This is a genomic window from Rhizobium ruizarguesonis (genome assembly GCF_017357285.1).
In the GTDB taxonomy this organism is placed as follows: domain Bacteria; phylum Pseudomonadota; class Alphaproteobacteria; order Rhizobiales; family Rhizobiaceae; genus Rhizobium; species Rhizobium ruizarguesonis.
In genome coordinates this window covers 530,137-546,502 of the sequence record NZ_CP071682.1, presented here as the reverse complement: position 1 = coordinate 546,502, position 16,366 = coordinate 530,137, and the positions used below count along the sequence as shown (strand labels likewise).

At 62.0% G+C, this 16,366-nt stretch carries 11 protein-coding genes; 6 read left to right on the top strand and 5 right to left on the bottom strand.

Translation table 11 applies throughout. The features are described 5' to 3' along the window. Positions 1-97 precede the first annotated feature (97 nt). The 5 genes from J3P73_RS36855 to J3P73_RS36835 form a co-directional block, all read right to left on the bottom strand. Complete coding sequence (locus J3P73_RS36855; protein ID WP_018068297.1) at positions 98-1,132, bottom strand: 2,5-dihydroxypyridine 5,6-dioxygenase NicX family protein; 1,035 nt, start codon at positions 1,130-1,132, stop codon at positions 98-100. A 45-nt stretch (positions 1,133-1,177) separates the two neighbouring features. Next, positions 1,178-1,819, bottom strand: a complete 642-nt coding sequence (locus J3P73_RS36850; protein WP_018068298.1) for an N-carbamoylsarcosine amidohydrolase — start codon at positions 1,817-1,819, stop codon at positions 1,178-1,180. Positions 1,820-1,877: 58 nt separating this feature from the next. Beyond that, on the bottom strand, positions 1,878-2,630 hold the full coding sequence (locus tag J3P73_RS36845) for a maleate cis-trans isomerase family protein (protein WP_018483769.1): 753 nt from the start codon (positions 2,628-2,630) through the stop codon (positions 1,878-1,880). A gap of 90 nt (positions 2,631-2,720) precedes the next feature. Next, positions 2,721-3,518, bottom strand: coding sequence for an alpha/beta fold hydrolase (locus J3P73_RS36840; protein WP_207580318.1), 798 nt, complete (start codon positions 3,516-3,518; stop codon positions 2,721-2,723). Next, positions 3,515-4,651 carry an FAD-dependent monooxygenase gene (locus tag J3P73_RS36835; RefSeq protein WP_018068300.1) on the bottom strand — a complete coding sequence of 379 codons (1,137 nt, stop codon included), beginning with the start codon at positions 4,649-4,651 and terminating at the stop codon, positions 3,515-3,517. The genes J3P73_RS36840 and J3P73_RS36835 overlap by 4 nt, the downstream gene beginning before the upstream one ends. A 350-nt stretch (positions 4,652-5,001) precedes the next feature. On the opposite strand from J3P73_RS36835, the gene J3P73_RS36830 reads away from it, so the two are divergent. From J3P73_RS36830 to J3P73_RS36805, 6 genes are all read left to right on the top strand, one after another. Continuing rightward, the gene (locus tag J3P73_RS36830; protein ID WP_018483771.1) at positions 5,002-5,526 is read left to right on the top strand and encodes a (2Fe-2S)-binding protein; all 525 of its coding nucleotides are present in this window, start codon (positions 5,002-5,004) and stop codon (positions 5,524-5,526) included. After that, complete coding sequence (locus tag J3P73_RS36825; protein ID WP_207580317.1) at positions 5,523-9,062, top strand: molybdopterin cofactor-binding domain-containing protein; 3,540 nt, start codon at positions 5,523-5,525, stop codon at positions 9,060-9,062. Before J3P73_RS36830 ends, J3P73_RS36825 begins: the two co-directional genes overlap by 4 nt. 11 nt (positions 9,063-9,073) lie before the next feature. Further along, positions 9,074-11,758, top strand: coding sequence for a carbohydrate-binding protein (locus J3P73_RS36820; protein ID WP_207580316.1), 2,685 nt, complete (start codon positions 9,074-9,076; stop codon positions 11,756-11,758). Positions 11,759-11,775: 17 nt separating this feature from the next. Further along, the gene (locus tag J3P73_RS36815; RefSeq protein WP_131614754.1) at positions 11,776-14,013 is read left to right on the top strand and encodes an amylo-alpha-1,6-glucosidase; all 2,238 of its coding nucleotides are present in this window, start codon (positions 11,776-11,778) and stop codon (positions 14,011-14,013) included. Between the two features lie 364 nt (positions 14,014-14,377). Next, entirely contained in the window at positions 14,378-15,454 is a 1,077-nt protein-coding gene (locus J3P73_RS36810) for an ABC transporter substrate-binding protein (RefSeq protein WP_018483775.1), read from the top strand. Beyond that, complete coding sequence (locus tag J3P73_RS36805) at positions 15,444-16,358, top strand: ABC transporter permease (protein WP_018068306.1); 915 nt, start codon at positions 15,444-15,446, stop codon at positions 16,356-16,358. The genes J3P73_RS36810 and J3P73_RS36805 overlap by 11 nt, the downstream gene beginning before the upstream one ends. Positions 16,359-16,366: the final 8 nt, after the last annotated feature.

Genomic DNA, 16,366 nt, shown 5'->3' with positions numbered 1-16,366 from the left:
GCGTCCATGCAGGAAACACCACAGCATGTTTCACCGGTCAAGGCATACGAGGCTCGGGCTGCTTGGCGTGTCTTCACGCCAAGCAGGTTGGTTGCGATTACGATTTGACGGTGTGCTTCATTTCCTTGACGGCGATATCGCCGTTCAGGACCATCGGCTCATCGTCGAGAAAGAGCGAGCAATTGCGCATCGGGATATCGAGATGGCAGGCCGTGTCGTTCGGGCCGCCCAGTTCATTGTTCGGGCCGGTCGAGAACATGACATTGCCGTAGAACGAGCGGGCCTCCATGCCCATGCCGCCCGGAAATTCACCGGGCACCATGCGATGCCACTTGGCGTTCTGATTAAGACCCCAGCCGACATGGCTCATGCCCATGCCTCGCGGATCATTGAAACCGTCCATGTACGACTTGACCAGCTCGGCATCGAGGCCGCCGCGAATGTCGGTGATCCAACCGTTTTCAATGGTGTAGTAGATCGGATCGCGGACGTAGATGTTCTGCGGCAGCAGAATATCGCCCGGGGCAACGACGATCGTACCGTCGACGCCATCATCGTCACCACCCGTGAAGACAAAGCCGGACGGCCAATGATCCCAGCGGCCTGGCTCGTCGGTGCACGCATATTCCGTGATGGCCGGATAGGTGTTGAGTTTGTAGGTGACATCCGTGCCATGCGCCGAGGTGATCCGCATCACCTTCGCTTTGGAGAGCAGCTCTCCGGCAAATTCGACGCGCTCGCGCAGTTCCTTTGTCGGCAACATGCGGGCGAGAATCTCCGGCGGTTCGACGGCGGTCAGGATACGTGTTCCGGCCGCCTGGATCGCCATCTGCTCCGGGCTGAAGAGCAGGAAGATGCAATCGATCAGCATATCGGCGGCCTTTAGGGCTTCGACCGCGTCAGGCATGGCGGCAAGTCCGGTCTGGCCGACGGCCCATGCACCTGCCGGCGGCACCGGTGGCAAACGCATGTGATACATCTTGGCCCCAAGACGCATGCCCGCCGCCATGAAGGCGTCAGCGTAATCGAGGCGCTCGTTGCCCTGGGTCAGGACGATGAGTTTTTCGCCCTCGTGGACGCCCGACATCTTCAACTGATGTAGGCAGATTTCGGTGAAGCTGAATTGATCCATGCTCGTTCCCCTATCTTACGTGAAGGCTTGGCTGTTTTTCTAAAGTTACAGACAGTCGGACTTGATCTTGGCGATTTCGGCGATGGCATCCTCCCTTGAAACGACATCGCCGTATTTGCTGTCGATGTCGAAGAGGTTGGCATTGTGCGGATCGGGGTGCCGGTCGCCGACGCAATCGCGCACGACGATGGTCCGGAACCCGTGCTGGACGGCATCTACCGCACTTGCGCGAATGCAGCCGCTTGTCGAGCATCCGGCAAGAACGACGGTATCGATACCCTGCGTGTGAAGTAGAGAGGCGAGACTGGTGCCGAAAAAGGCGCTGGCATATTGCTTGACGATGACCAGTTCGCCCTTTTCCGGCTCGACGCCGTCGCAGAATTCGGCCAGCACGTTGCCCTCGACCATGGCCATCATGACCGGAGCCTTTTTCACCCACATGCCGCCATCGGCGCAGTTCTCGGCGAGATAGAGAATGCGGGTGTGGATGACGGGAATGCCTGCGGCGCGCGCGGCGACCAGAAGTGCCGGTGTTTGTGCGACGGCATCGACGACACCCGGCGCATAGAGCGGCGCGCCTTCCACCGTATAGGCTTTCAGGAAGTCGATCACCAGAAGGGCCGGCCGCTGGCCGAAACCGATGCGGTTGCCCCAAACGCCCTGATAGTTGGTTTCAGCACTCTGCATGGGGCACTCCTTGTTTTCCTCCGCCGCAATGCGGCCGGAAACGACAAAAACGTCAGGTTCAATAAGCACCGGACAGCAGCGCACCGGCACCCGGCACGACGGCTTCCAGTCCCAGTGATTTCAGCATGCAATAGGTGGTGGCCACGGCGGCGGTGAGCACCGGTTTGCCGGTCATGGCCTCGACCTTGGCGATGACGGGCAGCGACGGCATCTGCACGCAGGCCGAAAGAACGATGACATCGACATCGGAAAGATCGAGCGTCTGGACGATGGCCGGCAGGGTTTCCGGATCGTGGCGGGCAACATCCAGATTGTCGGGAATTTCAAGCGCCCGCCAATCCATCACTTCGAAGCCTTCCTCGCGAATATAGTTCACGACGAGTTCGGTCAGCGGCTTCATATAGGGCGCGACGACGGCGATCTTCTTCGCCTTCATCACCTTCAGGCCCTCGATCAGCGCGCCGGCGCTGGTGACGACCGGGATGTTCGTGTCGTTTTCCTGCGTGCGGCCGGTCAGGCGCTTTTCCGACTGGCGATGGTAGCCGAGGCCCATCGCCATGATGGCGACGAGGCAGGCATATCCCAGCACGTCGACGCGGGCATCGGACAGTTCGATGGCGCACCGATCGGATTCGGCGTCCATGGCGGCCAGTTCTTCCTTGACCACCTTCTTCATGCGCATGCGGCTGGAATGGAAGGTGAAGCGCTCCGGGCGGATAAGCTGGCGAGCCATCAGCATCGCCGGAATTTCCGTCTCCATCGTCGTGTTGGAACTCGGCACGATCTGGCCGATACGATAGGGTTTCTGCACGGACGGCTCCTTTGATGAGTGAGCGGGCGCACATTAGGGCGCTCTCGCTGCGGCAATAAAAATGGCGGGCCAAAGACCCGCCATTAGCGTTTATCGGGAGAGGAAATCTCCAAGCGCTTCGAAGAAGCCGTCGAGATCGTCCCAAGGGATCATGTGGCCGGCATTCGGGACGCGGCTGATCTCGATAGCGGGGTTGAGCCCACGGATTTCCGCTTCATCTTCCGGCGCGATCACGCCGCCACGTCCCGCGACCATCAGCATCGACGGCTGCTTCAGCGTGGCGAAATCCGGGAAGATGTCGTCCCGGTGGAAGTCCTCGAAGGCGGTGACGATGGCAGGCTCGAAGCAGGTGTGCAGCCATTCGGCGCGCAACCGCAGCTGGCTTTCCGACCATGTCGGGCAAAACGCCTTCATGCCCTCGGCATCAATGCCTGCCAGCGCGAGGCGAATGCTATCGACATACCAGGGCAACTTGCTCGGATAAGGCCGGCGGCCCGGCCCGGAGACCGGGGGATCGATAAGGGCGAGGCGGGAGAACTCGCCGCCGGTATTTGCCGCCCGCATGGCGATGCGCGCACCCATCGAATGGCCGAGCAGCGCAGGAGCGCCAACACCGAGCGCCTGGGCAAAGCCGATGACATCGGCGGCCATGGCATCGAGACCGTAGTCGAGATCCGGACCGGTCGAGGACAGGCCGCGGCCCCGGACATCGAGAACGTAGACGTCATGGCGTTCGGCAAGGCGCTCGGCAACGAAGCCCCAGGTGATCGCCGGGCTGGTGATGCCGGGAATGAGGATGACCGGCCGACCCTTGCCGCCATGGCGCAGATAATGCTGGCGAATGCCGTTGGCAGAGGCATTCGCGCCGTAGAGAAGGGCCGCGCTCATGCGACGCTCTTGTCGAGGATAGGCTCGGCATAGACGTCGTAGCCATAGACCCATGAAGGATCTTCCTGCGTCTGCAGGAACGTATTGGCGTTGGACACGGTCTGGACCTGCGTTGCGCGATCGCGTCGGCTGGCCTCATAGAGGCGGAAGGCGGTCGCGTAATCCTGCGATCCGGTTTCCTTCAGGCATCGCGCCAGCATGGCCGCATCCTCGATCGCCATGGCGGCACCCTGAGCCATATGCGGCTTCATCGGGTGGCAGGCATCGCCGAGCAGGACCATGCGGCCCTGGCTCCAGAGCGGTAGCGGGTTACGGTTGAACAGCGGCCACTTGGTGACGTCGTCGGTGGCTTCGATCAGCGCCTGGATGACCGGATGGTATTCGGCAAAGGCTTCCGACATTTCTTCGCGGCTGCTTTGCACGAAAGCGCCGTCGAATTCCCAGGCGGGGTGCGGGACGCCGGTCACGTAGTAATATTCGTCGCGGCGGCTGGTGGTGTAGTAGACCATCATGTGGCGATCCGGCCCCCACCACTTGACGCAATCCTCGAAGGTCAGGTCGAACTTTTTCAGCTTTTCCGCCGAGATCATCGCGCGATGACCGACCCAGCCGCTATAGTTCGGCTTTTCGGCACCCAGCAATGTTTCGCGAACGCGCGAGTTGATGCCGTCGGCACCGATCACGATCGAGGCGCGCGCCGAGGTGCCGTCCTGGAATTCGAGGTAGACATCCGAGCCATTGTCTTCGAGGCGGGTCAATCGCTTGTTGAACTGGACGGTGCCGGGAGTCATGGTGTCCATCTGCAAGGCAGAGAGATCGCCGCGATGGACGGTACAATAGGTCGCGCCATATCCTTCGAGCGGAATGCGGGAGAGATAGTCTCCCGTCAGGCCATCCCGGCTGAACCAATAGGCCGGCGTGCTGCTGATATCGACCAGCTTCTTGTCCATGCCGATGCGCTGGAAGATCTTCAGGACATTCGGTCCCATGTGGATACCGGCGCCGAGGCGGGAAAAGCTCGGGGCCTGTTCAAAGATCTGGACGTTGAAGCCGGCATGCTGGAGCAGCGCCCCCGCTGCCGCGCCGCCGAGGCCGGCACCGATGATCGCGATTCTTTCATTTCCGGTGGACATGGCGACCCCTTTTTCCGTTTTTCGCCGTATCGCGCTGGCGATAGGCGAATTGGCTTACTTATAGCGTATACGCTTTAAAATGCAATAGCGAGACAAGCATTCGTGGCGGCTGGTTTCGTTGGATATCCCAGCGTACCGCGTTTTTCGACGTTTGCAACAACGAAATTCGACTTGCCAGCGCTCCATATGAAGCGTATACACTATTTATATAAAAATAAGGGGCAGTAGATGCGTGATGTCGGGGACAGTCGCATCGTTATGATGCGCACGCGCCGCCAGGGCGCCCGCCGTATAGCGATCCGTCCAGTAGCAAAAGGCCTGGCTATTTGCGCGATGCTGGAGGAGCTCCCGTGAAGCCTCCCGTTTCCGTTTCACTGAATGTCAACGACGCTCTTTGGCGCGTTAGCGCGAAACCGGAAACACCGCTTCTTTACATATTGCGTAACGACCTGTGCCTGAATGGACCGAAATATGGCTGTGGCCTGGGTGAATGCGGCGCCTGCGCGGTTCTGGTCGACGGCCGTCCGGTGCGGTCTTGTACTGTGCCGCTTGGCGCGATCGGCAAACGACGCGTGATCACGCTCGAGGGGCTGGCGGTGGATGGGCTTCTGCACCCGGTACAGCAGGCTTTCATCGAAGAGGCGGCGGCGCAATGCGGGTATTGCCTCAACGGCATGATCATCGCCACGGTTGGACTGCTTCAGCGAAATACGGATCCCGACGAGGGCGATATTCGCGATGCTCTGCGGCACCATCTCTGCCGGTGCGGAACGCATGTTGAGATACTGGCCGCTGTGCACCGCGCCGTAACCCTTACCAAAGCCGGCCGGCCAGACGACTCGATGACCGACGACATGACGGAGGTTTCGCGATGAACCACCGCGAAGCACCCAAGTCCGCCTACATGGCAGCCGCCAGCACGCTTCTCATTGTCAATGACGCGTCGATGGGCGACGCCGCCGAGCTTTATATCGCGGTGGGGGCCGATAGCCGGGTGACAGCGTTCAACGGCCACGTCGATCTCGGGACAGGCATCCGCACCTCGCTGGCGCAAATCGTCGCCGAGGAGCTCAGCGTGCCGTTCGAACAGGTGGACATGGTTCTCGGCACGACGACCGCCGCGCCCAACCAGGGGGCGACCATCGCAAGCGAAACCATCCAGATCACCGCAGTGCCGCTGCGCCAGGCCGCCGCGACCGCCCGCCGCCATCTTCTCGCCAAGGCCGCCGAGAAGGTAGGCGTGCCGATTGAGCGGCTGCGGCTGGAGGACGGCACTATCCGTACCGACGGCGGCGAGAACTGGCAGCTGAACTTCGGCGATGTTGTCGTCGGCAGCCATGTCAGGCTGTCGATCGACAGCAATGCGGCGCTGAAGCCGCCGTCGGACTATAAACTGGTTGGCTCGTCGCGCCCGCGCGTCGATATTCCCGAGAAGGCAACCGGGCGCTGGACCTATGTCCACGATGTGCGCGTGCCTGGCATGCTGCACGGCCGCGTTATTCGCCCGCCCTATGCCGGATTCGATCACGGCGAGCATGTCGGAAACAGCCTGATCTCGATCGACGAGACCTCGGTCGCGCATATCGACGGGCTGGTCGGCGTCGTCGCCATCGGTGATTTCGTCGGTGTTGTCGCGACCCGTGAGGAAATCGCCATCGAGGCGTCCGGAAGCCTGAAGGTCGTGTGGCGCGCGCCGCCCGAGTGGCCGGATCTGAACATGCCGGAGAAGGCACTGCGTGCCAATCCGTCGACGCCACGCAAGCTTGCCGATCGCGGCAATGTCGACATGGCGTTGGCTGGCAGCGCCCAGCCGATGAACCGCACCTATGTCTGGCCTTACCAGATGCACGGTTCGATCGGCCCGTCCTGCGCGGTGGCCGATTACAATGACGCCGGGCTGACCGTCTGGTCGGGAACCCAGAACCCTTATCCCATGCGCCGCGATCTGGCGCTGCTGCTCGACATGCCGGAAGAGCAGATTAGGGTCGAGCGGCTGGAGGCGGCCGGCTGCTACGGCCGCAACTGCGCCGATGACGTAACAGCCGACGCGGCGCTGCTGTCGCGGGCCGTCAAGGCACCCGTCCGGGTCCAGCTAACGCGCGAACAGGAACATGCCTGGGAGCCGAAGGGCGCCGCCCAGATCATGGATGTGCGCGGCGGTCTCGACCTGGAGGGAGGTCCGTGCGCCTATGATTTCGAAACGCGCTATCCCTCCAATCTGGCGCCAACCCTTCCCCTGATCCTCACCGGCAAGCTGCCGCCCGTTTCCGGCGTCGTGCAGATGGGCGATCGTACTGCCATCCCGCCCTATGCCTACGGCAACCTGCGCGTAACCGTGCACGACATGCCGCCGATCGCACGCGCCTCCTGGTTCCGTGGCGTGTCGGCGATGCCGAATACATTCGCCCACGAATGCTACGTCGACGAGCTGGCCGCCGCCGCCGGCGTCGATCCGGTCGAGTACCGGCTCCGTTATCTCCACGACCCACGCGCCGTCGACCTGGTGCACGCGCTGGCCGAACGGGCGAAGTGGGTGCCGCATACGACATGGGGCACGCTCGGCGGCGAAGGTGATCTGCTCTACGGCCGTGGATTTGCCTATGCCGTCTACGTCCACGGGCCGTTTCCGGGTAAGGCCGCCGCCTGGGCGGCATGGGTTGCCGATGTCGCCGTCAACAAGAAGACCGGCGAGATCGCGGTCACCAAGGTGACCTGCGCGCAGGACTCGGGAATGATGATCAATCCCGACGGCGTGCGCCACCAGATCCACGGCAACATCATTCAGTCCACCAGCCGGGTTCTGAAGGAAAAGGTCGAATTTTCCTCGACCGCCGTGCAGTCGAAGGAATGGGGCGGCTACCCGCTGATCACCTTCCCCGAGGTGCCTGATATCGACGTGCTGATGGTGCCGCGGCAGGACGAGCCGCCGCTCGGCGTCGGAGAGTCCGCCTCCGTTCCCAGCGCCGCGGCCATCGCCAATGCCGTCTACGATGCCACCGGCATTCGTTTCCGCGAACTGCCGCTGACGCCGGAACTGGTTCTCGCAACTCTGAACGGCAAGACGAACGAAACGCCGGTCACTCCGGTCGCGAAGAGGCGGAAGTGGTGGACCATGGGTCTGTCAGCCGTCGGTGCCGTCGCGGCTCTGTCCGGTATCGTGACCATGGCATCGCCATGGCGCCCGGCGATCGGCACCATCCAGCGCCCGGACGCCAATGTCTACAGCGCCGCCACCATCGAGCGCGGCCGGCTGGCGGCGGCGGCCGGCGCCTGCAATGTCTGTCATGTCGGAAACGACGGAACACCCTTTGCCGGTGGCCGGCGCTTCGACACGCCGTTCGGCGCAGTTTATGCCACCAACATCACGCCCGATGTCCGAAACGGCATCGGCGCCTGGTCCTACCCGGCCCTCGAACGTGCCATGCGCGAGGGCATCAGCCGCGACGGCCATCACCTCTATCCCGCGCACCCCTACACCTCGTTCGCGGGCGCCGAGGATGCCGATCTTCAGGCCCTCTACGCCTACATGATGACGCAGGCGCCGGTCGCCGAAAAAGCGCCGGAGACGAAGCTCAAATTCCCCTACAGCATCCGCGCAATGATGGCGGGCTGGAACGCGCTGTTCCTGAAGGCGCAGCCGTTCAAATATGTCGAGACCCGCGATGCGCAGTGGAACAGGGGGGCCTATCTCGTCGAGACCCTGGGCCACTGTTCGGCCTGCCACACCGAGCGCAATGTGCTCGGCGCGGAAAAGAGCGGCAGCGCCCGGCTTGCCGGCGGCTTTGCCGATGGCTGGGAGGCGCCGGCCCTGAATGCGTTCGCCAAGGGCCCGGTCGGCTGGACGGCAGACGCCTTCTATGACTACCTGCGCACCGGACATTCGCGCGATCACGGCAGTGCCGCCGGCCCGATGGCGCATGTCGTCGAGGTCATGCAGCCGCTGCCGGATAGCGATATCCGCGCCATGGCCACATATCTCGCAAGTCTCAACGAGGCTCCCGCCGATAGCAAGGCGCAGAGCCAGGCCGCCCTTGCCGCGAGCGAAGCGGCCAAGGCTTCCGCCGCGCGCATATCGCCGAAGGGCGAGCGCCTGTTCAATGGCGCCTGCGCCACATGCCACACTGGAAACACGATCCTGTCGTCGTTGGCGCTCAACAGCAACGTTCATGCGGCGACCCCGGACAATCTTATCCAGGCAATCCTGAAGGGTGTCGAGGCGCCGGCAATCCTGGCGCAGACCACCGGCCGCCAAGCCCCTGAGGTGATGTCGATGCCGGCTTTCCGCCAGACGCTGAACGACGGCCAGATCAAGGATCTCGCCGATTATCTGAGAGCGCGCTTCGCCCCCGACAAGCCGGCCTGGACGGAAACGACCAAAGCCATGCAACGCGTGACGGCAGCAAGCCACTAGGGAGAGACGAGTTGGAGCAGATCCGAACCGAGCAGGATATCGGCCGCCGCGACTTGTTCGAGAACCCGACAGCTGCGTTTCGCCCGTCGGCCTACTGGTTCTGGCATTCGATCCCGGCAGAGGACGTTTGCCACGCGCAGCTCGCCGATTTCAAACAGAAGGGGATCGGCACGATCCTGATCCAGGCCCGTCTCGCAATGTCGCGCGATGACTACCTGTCGCCGCCCTTTCTGGACGCCTATCGTGTTGCGGCTGGGATTGCCGGCAAGCTGGGCCTGAAGCTCGGAATCTACGACGATTACAACTGGATCAGCGGTCACGCCGGCGGCCGGACGGTCGTGGACCGCGACGACCTGCGCGAGCGCCACCTGTTCTGGTCGTCCTCGGGAGAGGCGCGGGGCGAGATCAGCGGCATCCATCCGCCGTTCACCCGGACGATGGGCCCCGATATCGTCGCGTGGCAGTATGAGGGCAGCATCGTCGAGTGGTGCCAGTGGACCGTCGAGGCAGCGCTGCTGCATCCGTCGGTCGGCATCGACAGCCTCGACCAGGTGGTCGACGTCACGGCGCGGACATTCGTCGTCGAAAGCGACCGAACGTCGTGCAGCTACCTGTTCGAGGGCGTGCCCGATGGGGGGCAGGTGCTCACGGTGTTCGTCAGCGCCCGGTCGAGGACCTCGCGGCTCATCAATTATCTCCTGCCGGAGGCTGCGGAGCGGTTCATCGAAGTCGGACTCGATCCGCTGATCGAGGCGCTTGGCGATCTCGTGCCCGACCCCGTCGGCTTCGTGTTCTACGACCAGCCGGCGGCGGGTTTCTACAAGTGGAGCCAGATCTCCGGTGACCTCGGCAACAGCCTGCTCTATGCGCCGACCCTGCCGGACGCCGTGTCGCGCGGCACGGGAGAGACCTTCGCCAGGGCCCTGCTGGCGCTGGTGGGTGACGTCGGGCCTGAAACCCTGCGACTGCGCGCCCAATTCTACGCCGCCTATTCGGCCCTGATGAACGAGGCCTTCTCCGGCACGTTGCGCCGATGGGCCGAGGGCACGGGGATCGTCCTCACCGGGCACGAGATCCTGCCGCATGTCAGTTCCTGGTCGTTGAACGGCGGTTTTACCACTATCGACCCCAGGGTGGCGCTTGCAGTGGATTTCTTCGGCATCGATGCCTACCGGCACGAGACGGCCGTTGATTCCAACAATTTCGTGGCGCAGCTGGCGCCGAAGCTCGGCGATTCCGTTGCGCGTTCGAATGGTCGCAGCCGATGCGTCGTCGAAACCTATGCCAGCGCCGAGCGAACGCCCGTGCGTGCCGCCGGGCAATGGGAACTGACCCTGGAGACGATGCGGGCGCAGGCCATCCGGCTTCACTGCCTCGGGAGCCGACAGTTCCTCTGGCACGGCGTCTACCAGACGGATGGGCGCGACGGCGATCCGACGCCGTTTTCCAATCCACGTTTCGATTTCGGGCCGGGCATCAATTTCGAGCCGTGGTGGAGCTACCACGATCTGTTTGCCGAGGAGACGGCACGGATTTCCGCCTTCATCGAGGGGGCCACGCCCCGCACGCCGGTTGCTATCCTTTATCCTCTTCATACAGCCTTCGCAGAAGGGCCGCGCCACAGCCATGCAACCCATATCGGCGCCTGGTGCGAAGGGCTCTTAGCAGAAGGCTGCGACTTCATGTTCGTCAGCGAGGCCGATTTGGCGACCGCTACGATCGAGAACGGCCGCCTGCGCGCGTCCGGCCTTGTTTTCGATGCTGTCGTTCTGCCGTCCGTCACCGTGCTCGAGACGACGAAGACCTTGCAAACGCTCGCCGTCTTCAAGGCGGCGGGTGGTGTTGTCTGGTCTTCAGGCGATAGCCTGTCCGCTGTTTGCGACGGTATAACACGCGAGGCTGTCGAGGTTTCGATGCATATCGAGAGGATGCCCGGTGACGGTGATGTGGGCGCTCTGTTGCGGTCGCTTCGATCGACCGGTCCCGATGTGGCCTTCCATTCGGTTGATAAGCCTTGGCAATGGATCGGATACGAAACTGATGGTTGGTGGCGGATCGTGTTGTTCAACGATGGCTCGACGGAACGCGTCAGCGAGATTTCCTTCGGAGATGGCTTCGAGTGCGAGGTCTGGTCGGCGACAACAGGCACGGTAAACGAGGTATTCGCCTTTGAGCATTTGACGGTCGTTCTTGGCCCGCAGGACGTGCGTTGCCTTCGATTGCGGCAGGTGCCGGAGACGGTAGCGCGGGAAGGTCATCTCTCGGATCAGCCTGTCGTCGACGATGGTCGTGCCGTACCGCTTGTCGACGATTGGAGCTTCGCGCCGGGGCCTGATGCTGAATTCGTGCCGATCTCGGTCGAAACCGGTTGGGAAATGCAGGGCTTTGCCGATTTCTCCGGGACCGGCATCTACCGGTTGACGCTCGAAATCGGCGATGAGGCCGATTGGATCCTCGAACTGCCCGCCGTCGATACGGTGGTTACTGTCCGGCTGGATGACAGGCAGATCGGTCGCCGCGGCTGGCGGCCCTACAATTTTGCTCTCGGCAGGTTGACCCCTGGCGTCCACAGCCTTGAACTGCACGTCGCTAACACGGCTGCAAATCGGTACTACAAGAATACACCCTACCTCGGCGACAGCCTCGACAAGAGTGGATTGGCCGCAGCACCGAAACTCATCCCGCTGACAAACTGACCGGAAGTCATAGAGCCATGCCACAACATTCGACGATCCCCCTGATGCGTGCTTGGAACAGCTGGTCCACCCGGCCGGCCGAAATGGTCTTCCTGCCGCTCGGCGTGCGGATCACGCCGATCCTTTATTCGACCCGCAGCAAGACAACCTCCGCCATCGAGCCGCGCCGCGATACCGTTCGGCTGGGACGCCATACGATCGACGGCTCGTTGATCGAGCTGGAGACAGATCACAGCGGCACGACCGTAGCCTTCTCGACGACGAAGACCGACCCTTTCGCCATTCGCGGCAGCTGGGACGGCAAGGTGTCAGCCGAATGGGGGCTGCGTTTCTGGCTGACGCTGGCGATCTCTTGCGATGGAGGTGAGGTGGCGGTCCATGATGCAGGACGAAACGTCACGCTCTTGAAGATCGGTACACGGTTCGTGGCGGTCGCGACCACCGAGGTGCCGGTGCATGTGACTGGCCACGAGACGATCGACGCCTTGCGCGCGGATTTCGAGGAAAACGGCTACTTCTATACGGCGACCCGCAAGAACGAAGCGCCGGTCATAGGCTTGCGCTTCAATCTTGAGATGATGCGCCAGGGGGCCTATGCCGCAGGCGTCGCCGATAGTGCCGAACTGGCGATCTCCAAGGCGCAGGCCTGCCTTGCCGCCGGCGCGCCAGCTGCGATCGCCGATGCGCAGACCGGCGTGTTCGAGGGCGCACTCGACGCGATGCGTGACGTCGTCGCCTGGAACACCATCTGGGACGAAATCAACGCGCGTTCCTACACGGCGGTCACCCGGATCTGGAACCTCGGGAAATTCGCCGTCTGGTTCAACGACCAGATTTTCGCTGCCCTTCTTGCGGGCGTGTTCGACGCCGATCTGGCGCGCGAGAACATGGCGACCGCGATGGCCGGCGCGACCCCGCAGGGCAATATCGCCTGCATCGTCACGTCCAACGATGCCTGGGTCGATCGCACCCAGCTGCCGTTCGGCGCGTTGGTCGTCTGGCAGCTCTACCAGCGGACGGGCGAACGATCGATAATTCAGGCAAGTTACGAGGCGCTGGTACGCAATCGGCGCTGGTGGCAGGACAACCGTGATCCTGATGGTACCGGCCTTTTGTCCTGCGGAACCTCCGACGTGGGCGAGGGCCTCTACAAGGGGACGGCCTTTGCCGCGCGCAATGAAACCGGCATGGACAATTCCGCGACCCATGACGAGGCCGTCTACGATCCCGTCACCCGGACGCTGTCGACCTTCGATCTCGGCGTCAACTGCGCGGCCGCTCTCGACGCCGAAATGCTTTCGAAAATGGCCGCCGTGCTCGGCAAGCATGACGATGCCCGCGAATTCGCCGCCTTGGCCGAACGTCAGCGGACGCTGATCTCGCAGACGCTCTGGGACGAGAGCCGCGGCATCTTCGCCAATCGCCAGCGGCGCGGCGGTTTCGTGCGCTCGCTGTCGCCGACCAGCTTCTACCCGCTGCTGTGCGGCGCCGCGACGCCGGCGCAGGCGGCACGTCTGCTCGAGCATCTGAGCGATGAGACGACCTTCGGCGGCGATTTCGTGCTGCCGAACGCAACGCGAGACGATCCGGCCTTCACCGACAACGTCTACTGGCGCGGGCGCATCTGGCCGAACGTCAACTACATGGTCTGGCTTGGCCTGCGGCGCTACGGTTTCGTGGCGGAGGCGAGCAAGCTGGCAAGCCAGAGCTACGACCTGTTCATGAAGAACTGGCGTTACGATCGCATCGCCGCTGAAAATTACAACGCGGTGACCGGCGAGGCAATGGATCAGGGCGATACCGATCCGTTCTACATCTGGGCCGCCATGTTGCCGCTGATGGCTGCCAGTGAGATCGTTGACTTCGATCCGTGGACCGGATGGACGATGCGCCATGCCGGCCGGGATGTGGTGCTCGGACCTATGGTCTCGCCGTCGGGAACGCTCGAGCTGGTCGTCAAATCCGGAACCCTGGTGATGACGTTGAACGGTAACGCAGCGCTGAAGACGGATCTGCGCACCACGCTGTCGCGCATCGTCTTTGCCAACGGGCGGGTGGCCTGCACGATTGCTCCGGTCTCCGAGGCTGGTTACATCGACTTGCCAGGCTTGGCATTGGGCGATGTTCTTGCCGCCCGTATCAACGGGCAGGACATCAACTATGTGTCGGGCGGCGACGGATTACGCGTCATGATTGCTGGACACGCAGAGGATCGCCGGCTGGACGTCTATTTTTCATCGTCAAGCGCTCACTAAAGCAAGGCAGTGCTTGACAGGTCTCGATTCCTCACCGATAGTTTGTGTACATATAAAATAAAAGACTGATGCTAAAGTCAGAGGGTTGAACGAACAGCTTGCAGGAGATCCGTGGATTCATGCCGGCCGCTCAATGAAGTGTTGTGCTTTTCTTACAAAGTGGTGTGCCGCTGCGTCGCAGCGCGCGCTTCATTTCGCCGAGACGTCAGCGCCCCACGGACAACGCTCATCTGCTTTTAGTATGTATACAAACGATTAAGCGCGCTTTGGCACGTCGTTTGTTTTCAAGCTAGCCGATCCGTTGAGGTCGATGACCGCGGGTCATGATGGTCCATAACTGTGTATCTTCAAGAGGGGTGCCACAATGACTGAACTCACCAGACGCAACACAATGAAGTTGATGTCCGCAGCACTGATTGCTGGCGTCAGCATCTCCACCTTGCCGCGCAAAGCCTTTTCGGCCGGATCCATCACGGTCCTCAACTGGCAGGGCTACGGAACCGACGAAGCCTGGTCGCTGAAGGCTTTCACCGAAAAGACGGGCATCACAGTCGTCCACGACTACTACAGCTCGGAATCGGAAATGCTGACCAAGATGCGCACGAATCCGGGCGCCTATGATCTGGTTATCCTCAACGCTGCGCGTTGCGCCCAGGCGGTCGCCGAAGACCTGCTGCAGCCGATCGATTTCAGCAAGGTTCCAAACGCGTCAACAGTCGACGAGACCCTGCGCGCCAACCCGAACTTCAGCAAGGACGGCAAGGGTTATGCCGTTCCGTGGGTCTGGGGCATGACCTCGCTTGCCATCCGTGAAGGCATGACCGTTCCCGACAGTTACGCGGTGCTCGCCGACCCGGCCTATAAGGGCCGTGTTGCCATGGACGACGACGCCATCATCAATGTCGGCGTTGGCGCGCTGATGAGCGGGCAGGACATCAACGATCCCAAGGATCTGGCTGCTGTTACGGCCGCGCTGAAATCGATCAAGCCGAACGTCAAGTTGCTGTGGTCGACGGAAGATCAGTGGAACAAGTCGTTCGCCGCCAAGGAATTCGACCTGTCGCTGTTCTGGTCGGGCGGCTCGGTGCGATCCAAGCGCGTTTCTAAACTTCCGGTTCAGTTCGTAGTGCCTAAGGAAGGCGGCGTCGGTTGGGTCGATGGTCTCGGTGTTCCGACATCGGCTCCGAATCCAGAAGGTGCTCTTGCATTCGTCAACTGGATGATCGATCCGACATTCTATGTCGAATGGGCAACCAAGATCGGGGCCCCTGCTTCTTCAAATTCGGCAGCCCTGTCAGCACTTCCTGCCGACGATCTCACCCGCTTGGTCCACAAGACCGAATATTTGAAGACGACGTCCTTTGTCTCGGGCATTCCCGACGACCGGCGCGAAGCCTTCAACAATATCTGGCAGGAAGTGAAAGCCTTCTATGCAGAATGATCGTCTGACATCAGCGTCAGAGCGCGGACCTTCGGGTCCGCGCAGCCGGCGCCCACTCCCGCCATGGGTTTCGACGACGGCGTTGCTGCTGCCGACCTATGGTTGGCTGACACTTGCCGTCTTTCTGCCGCTGCTGACCATGTTCGTGTTTAGCTTCATGTCGGCGACACCGATGGGCAAGGCCCCGATCATCTTTACGCTGAAGCAGTACCGCGCGTTCATCGATCAACCCTATCTGGTCGGGATCGGCATCACGTCGCTGCTGATCGGCTTCTGGACGACGCTGTTCTGCGCGGTGCTTGGTTTCCTGGCGGCCGTGGCACTGGTCCGCTCGACCTTCGGCAAGACGCGAGAGATGTTGTTGATCCTCATTCTCCTGCCATTCTGGACCAACGGTCTTGTGCGCGTCTTTTCGTGGACCATGGTGCTGCGCGAAAACGGCTTTCTCGACAGTCTGCTGCATATGATTGCTCCGGACGCGGGTTCCATCGGCTTTCTCTACACGCGCTATGCCGTGGTGGTTGGTCTTGTTCACGGCTACCTGCCGTACATGATCCTGACCTGCTACATAGCGCTGGTGGCCATCGACGACGCGATCATTGAGGCCGCTTCAAGCCTCGGCGCGCGCTGGTGGACCATCCTGTTCAAGATTTTGATGCCGCTTGCGGCTCCCGGGCTGATCTCCGGCGCCGTTTTGATCTTCATTCCGGTCATCGGTTCCTTCATGGAACCGCGCATTCTGGGCGGTCGTGTCGGCGTGACCATGGGAACGGTGATCGAGGATCAGTTCACCCAGGCCTTCAACTGGCCCTTGGGCGCATCCTTGTCCTTTACGCTGCTGGCTGTCGTGCTCGCAATATTCGCAACCTTCTCCGGTGTCCTGCGCCGCGGAACGGTCGCTTGAGGAAGGGA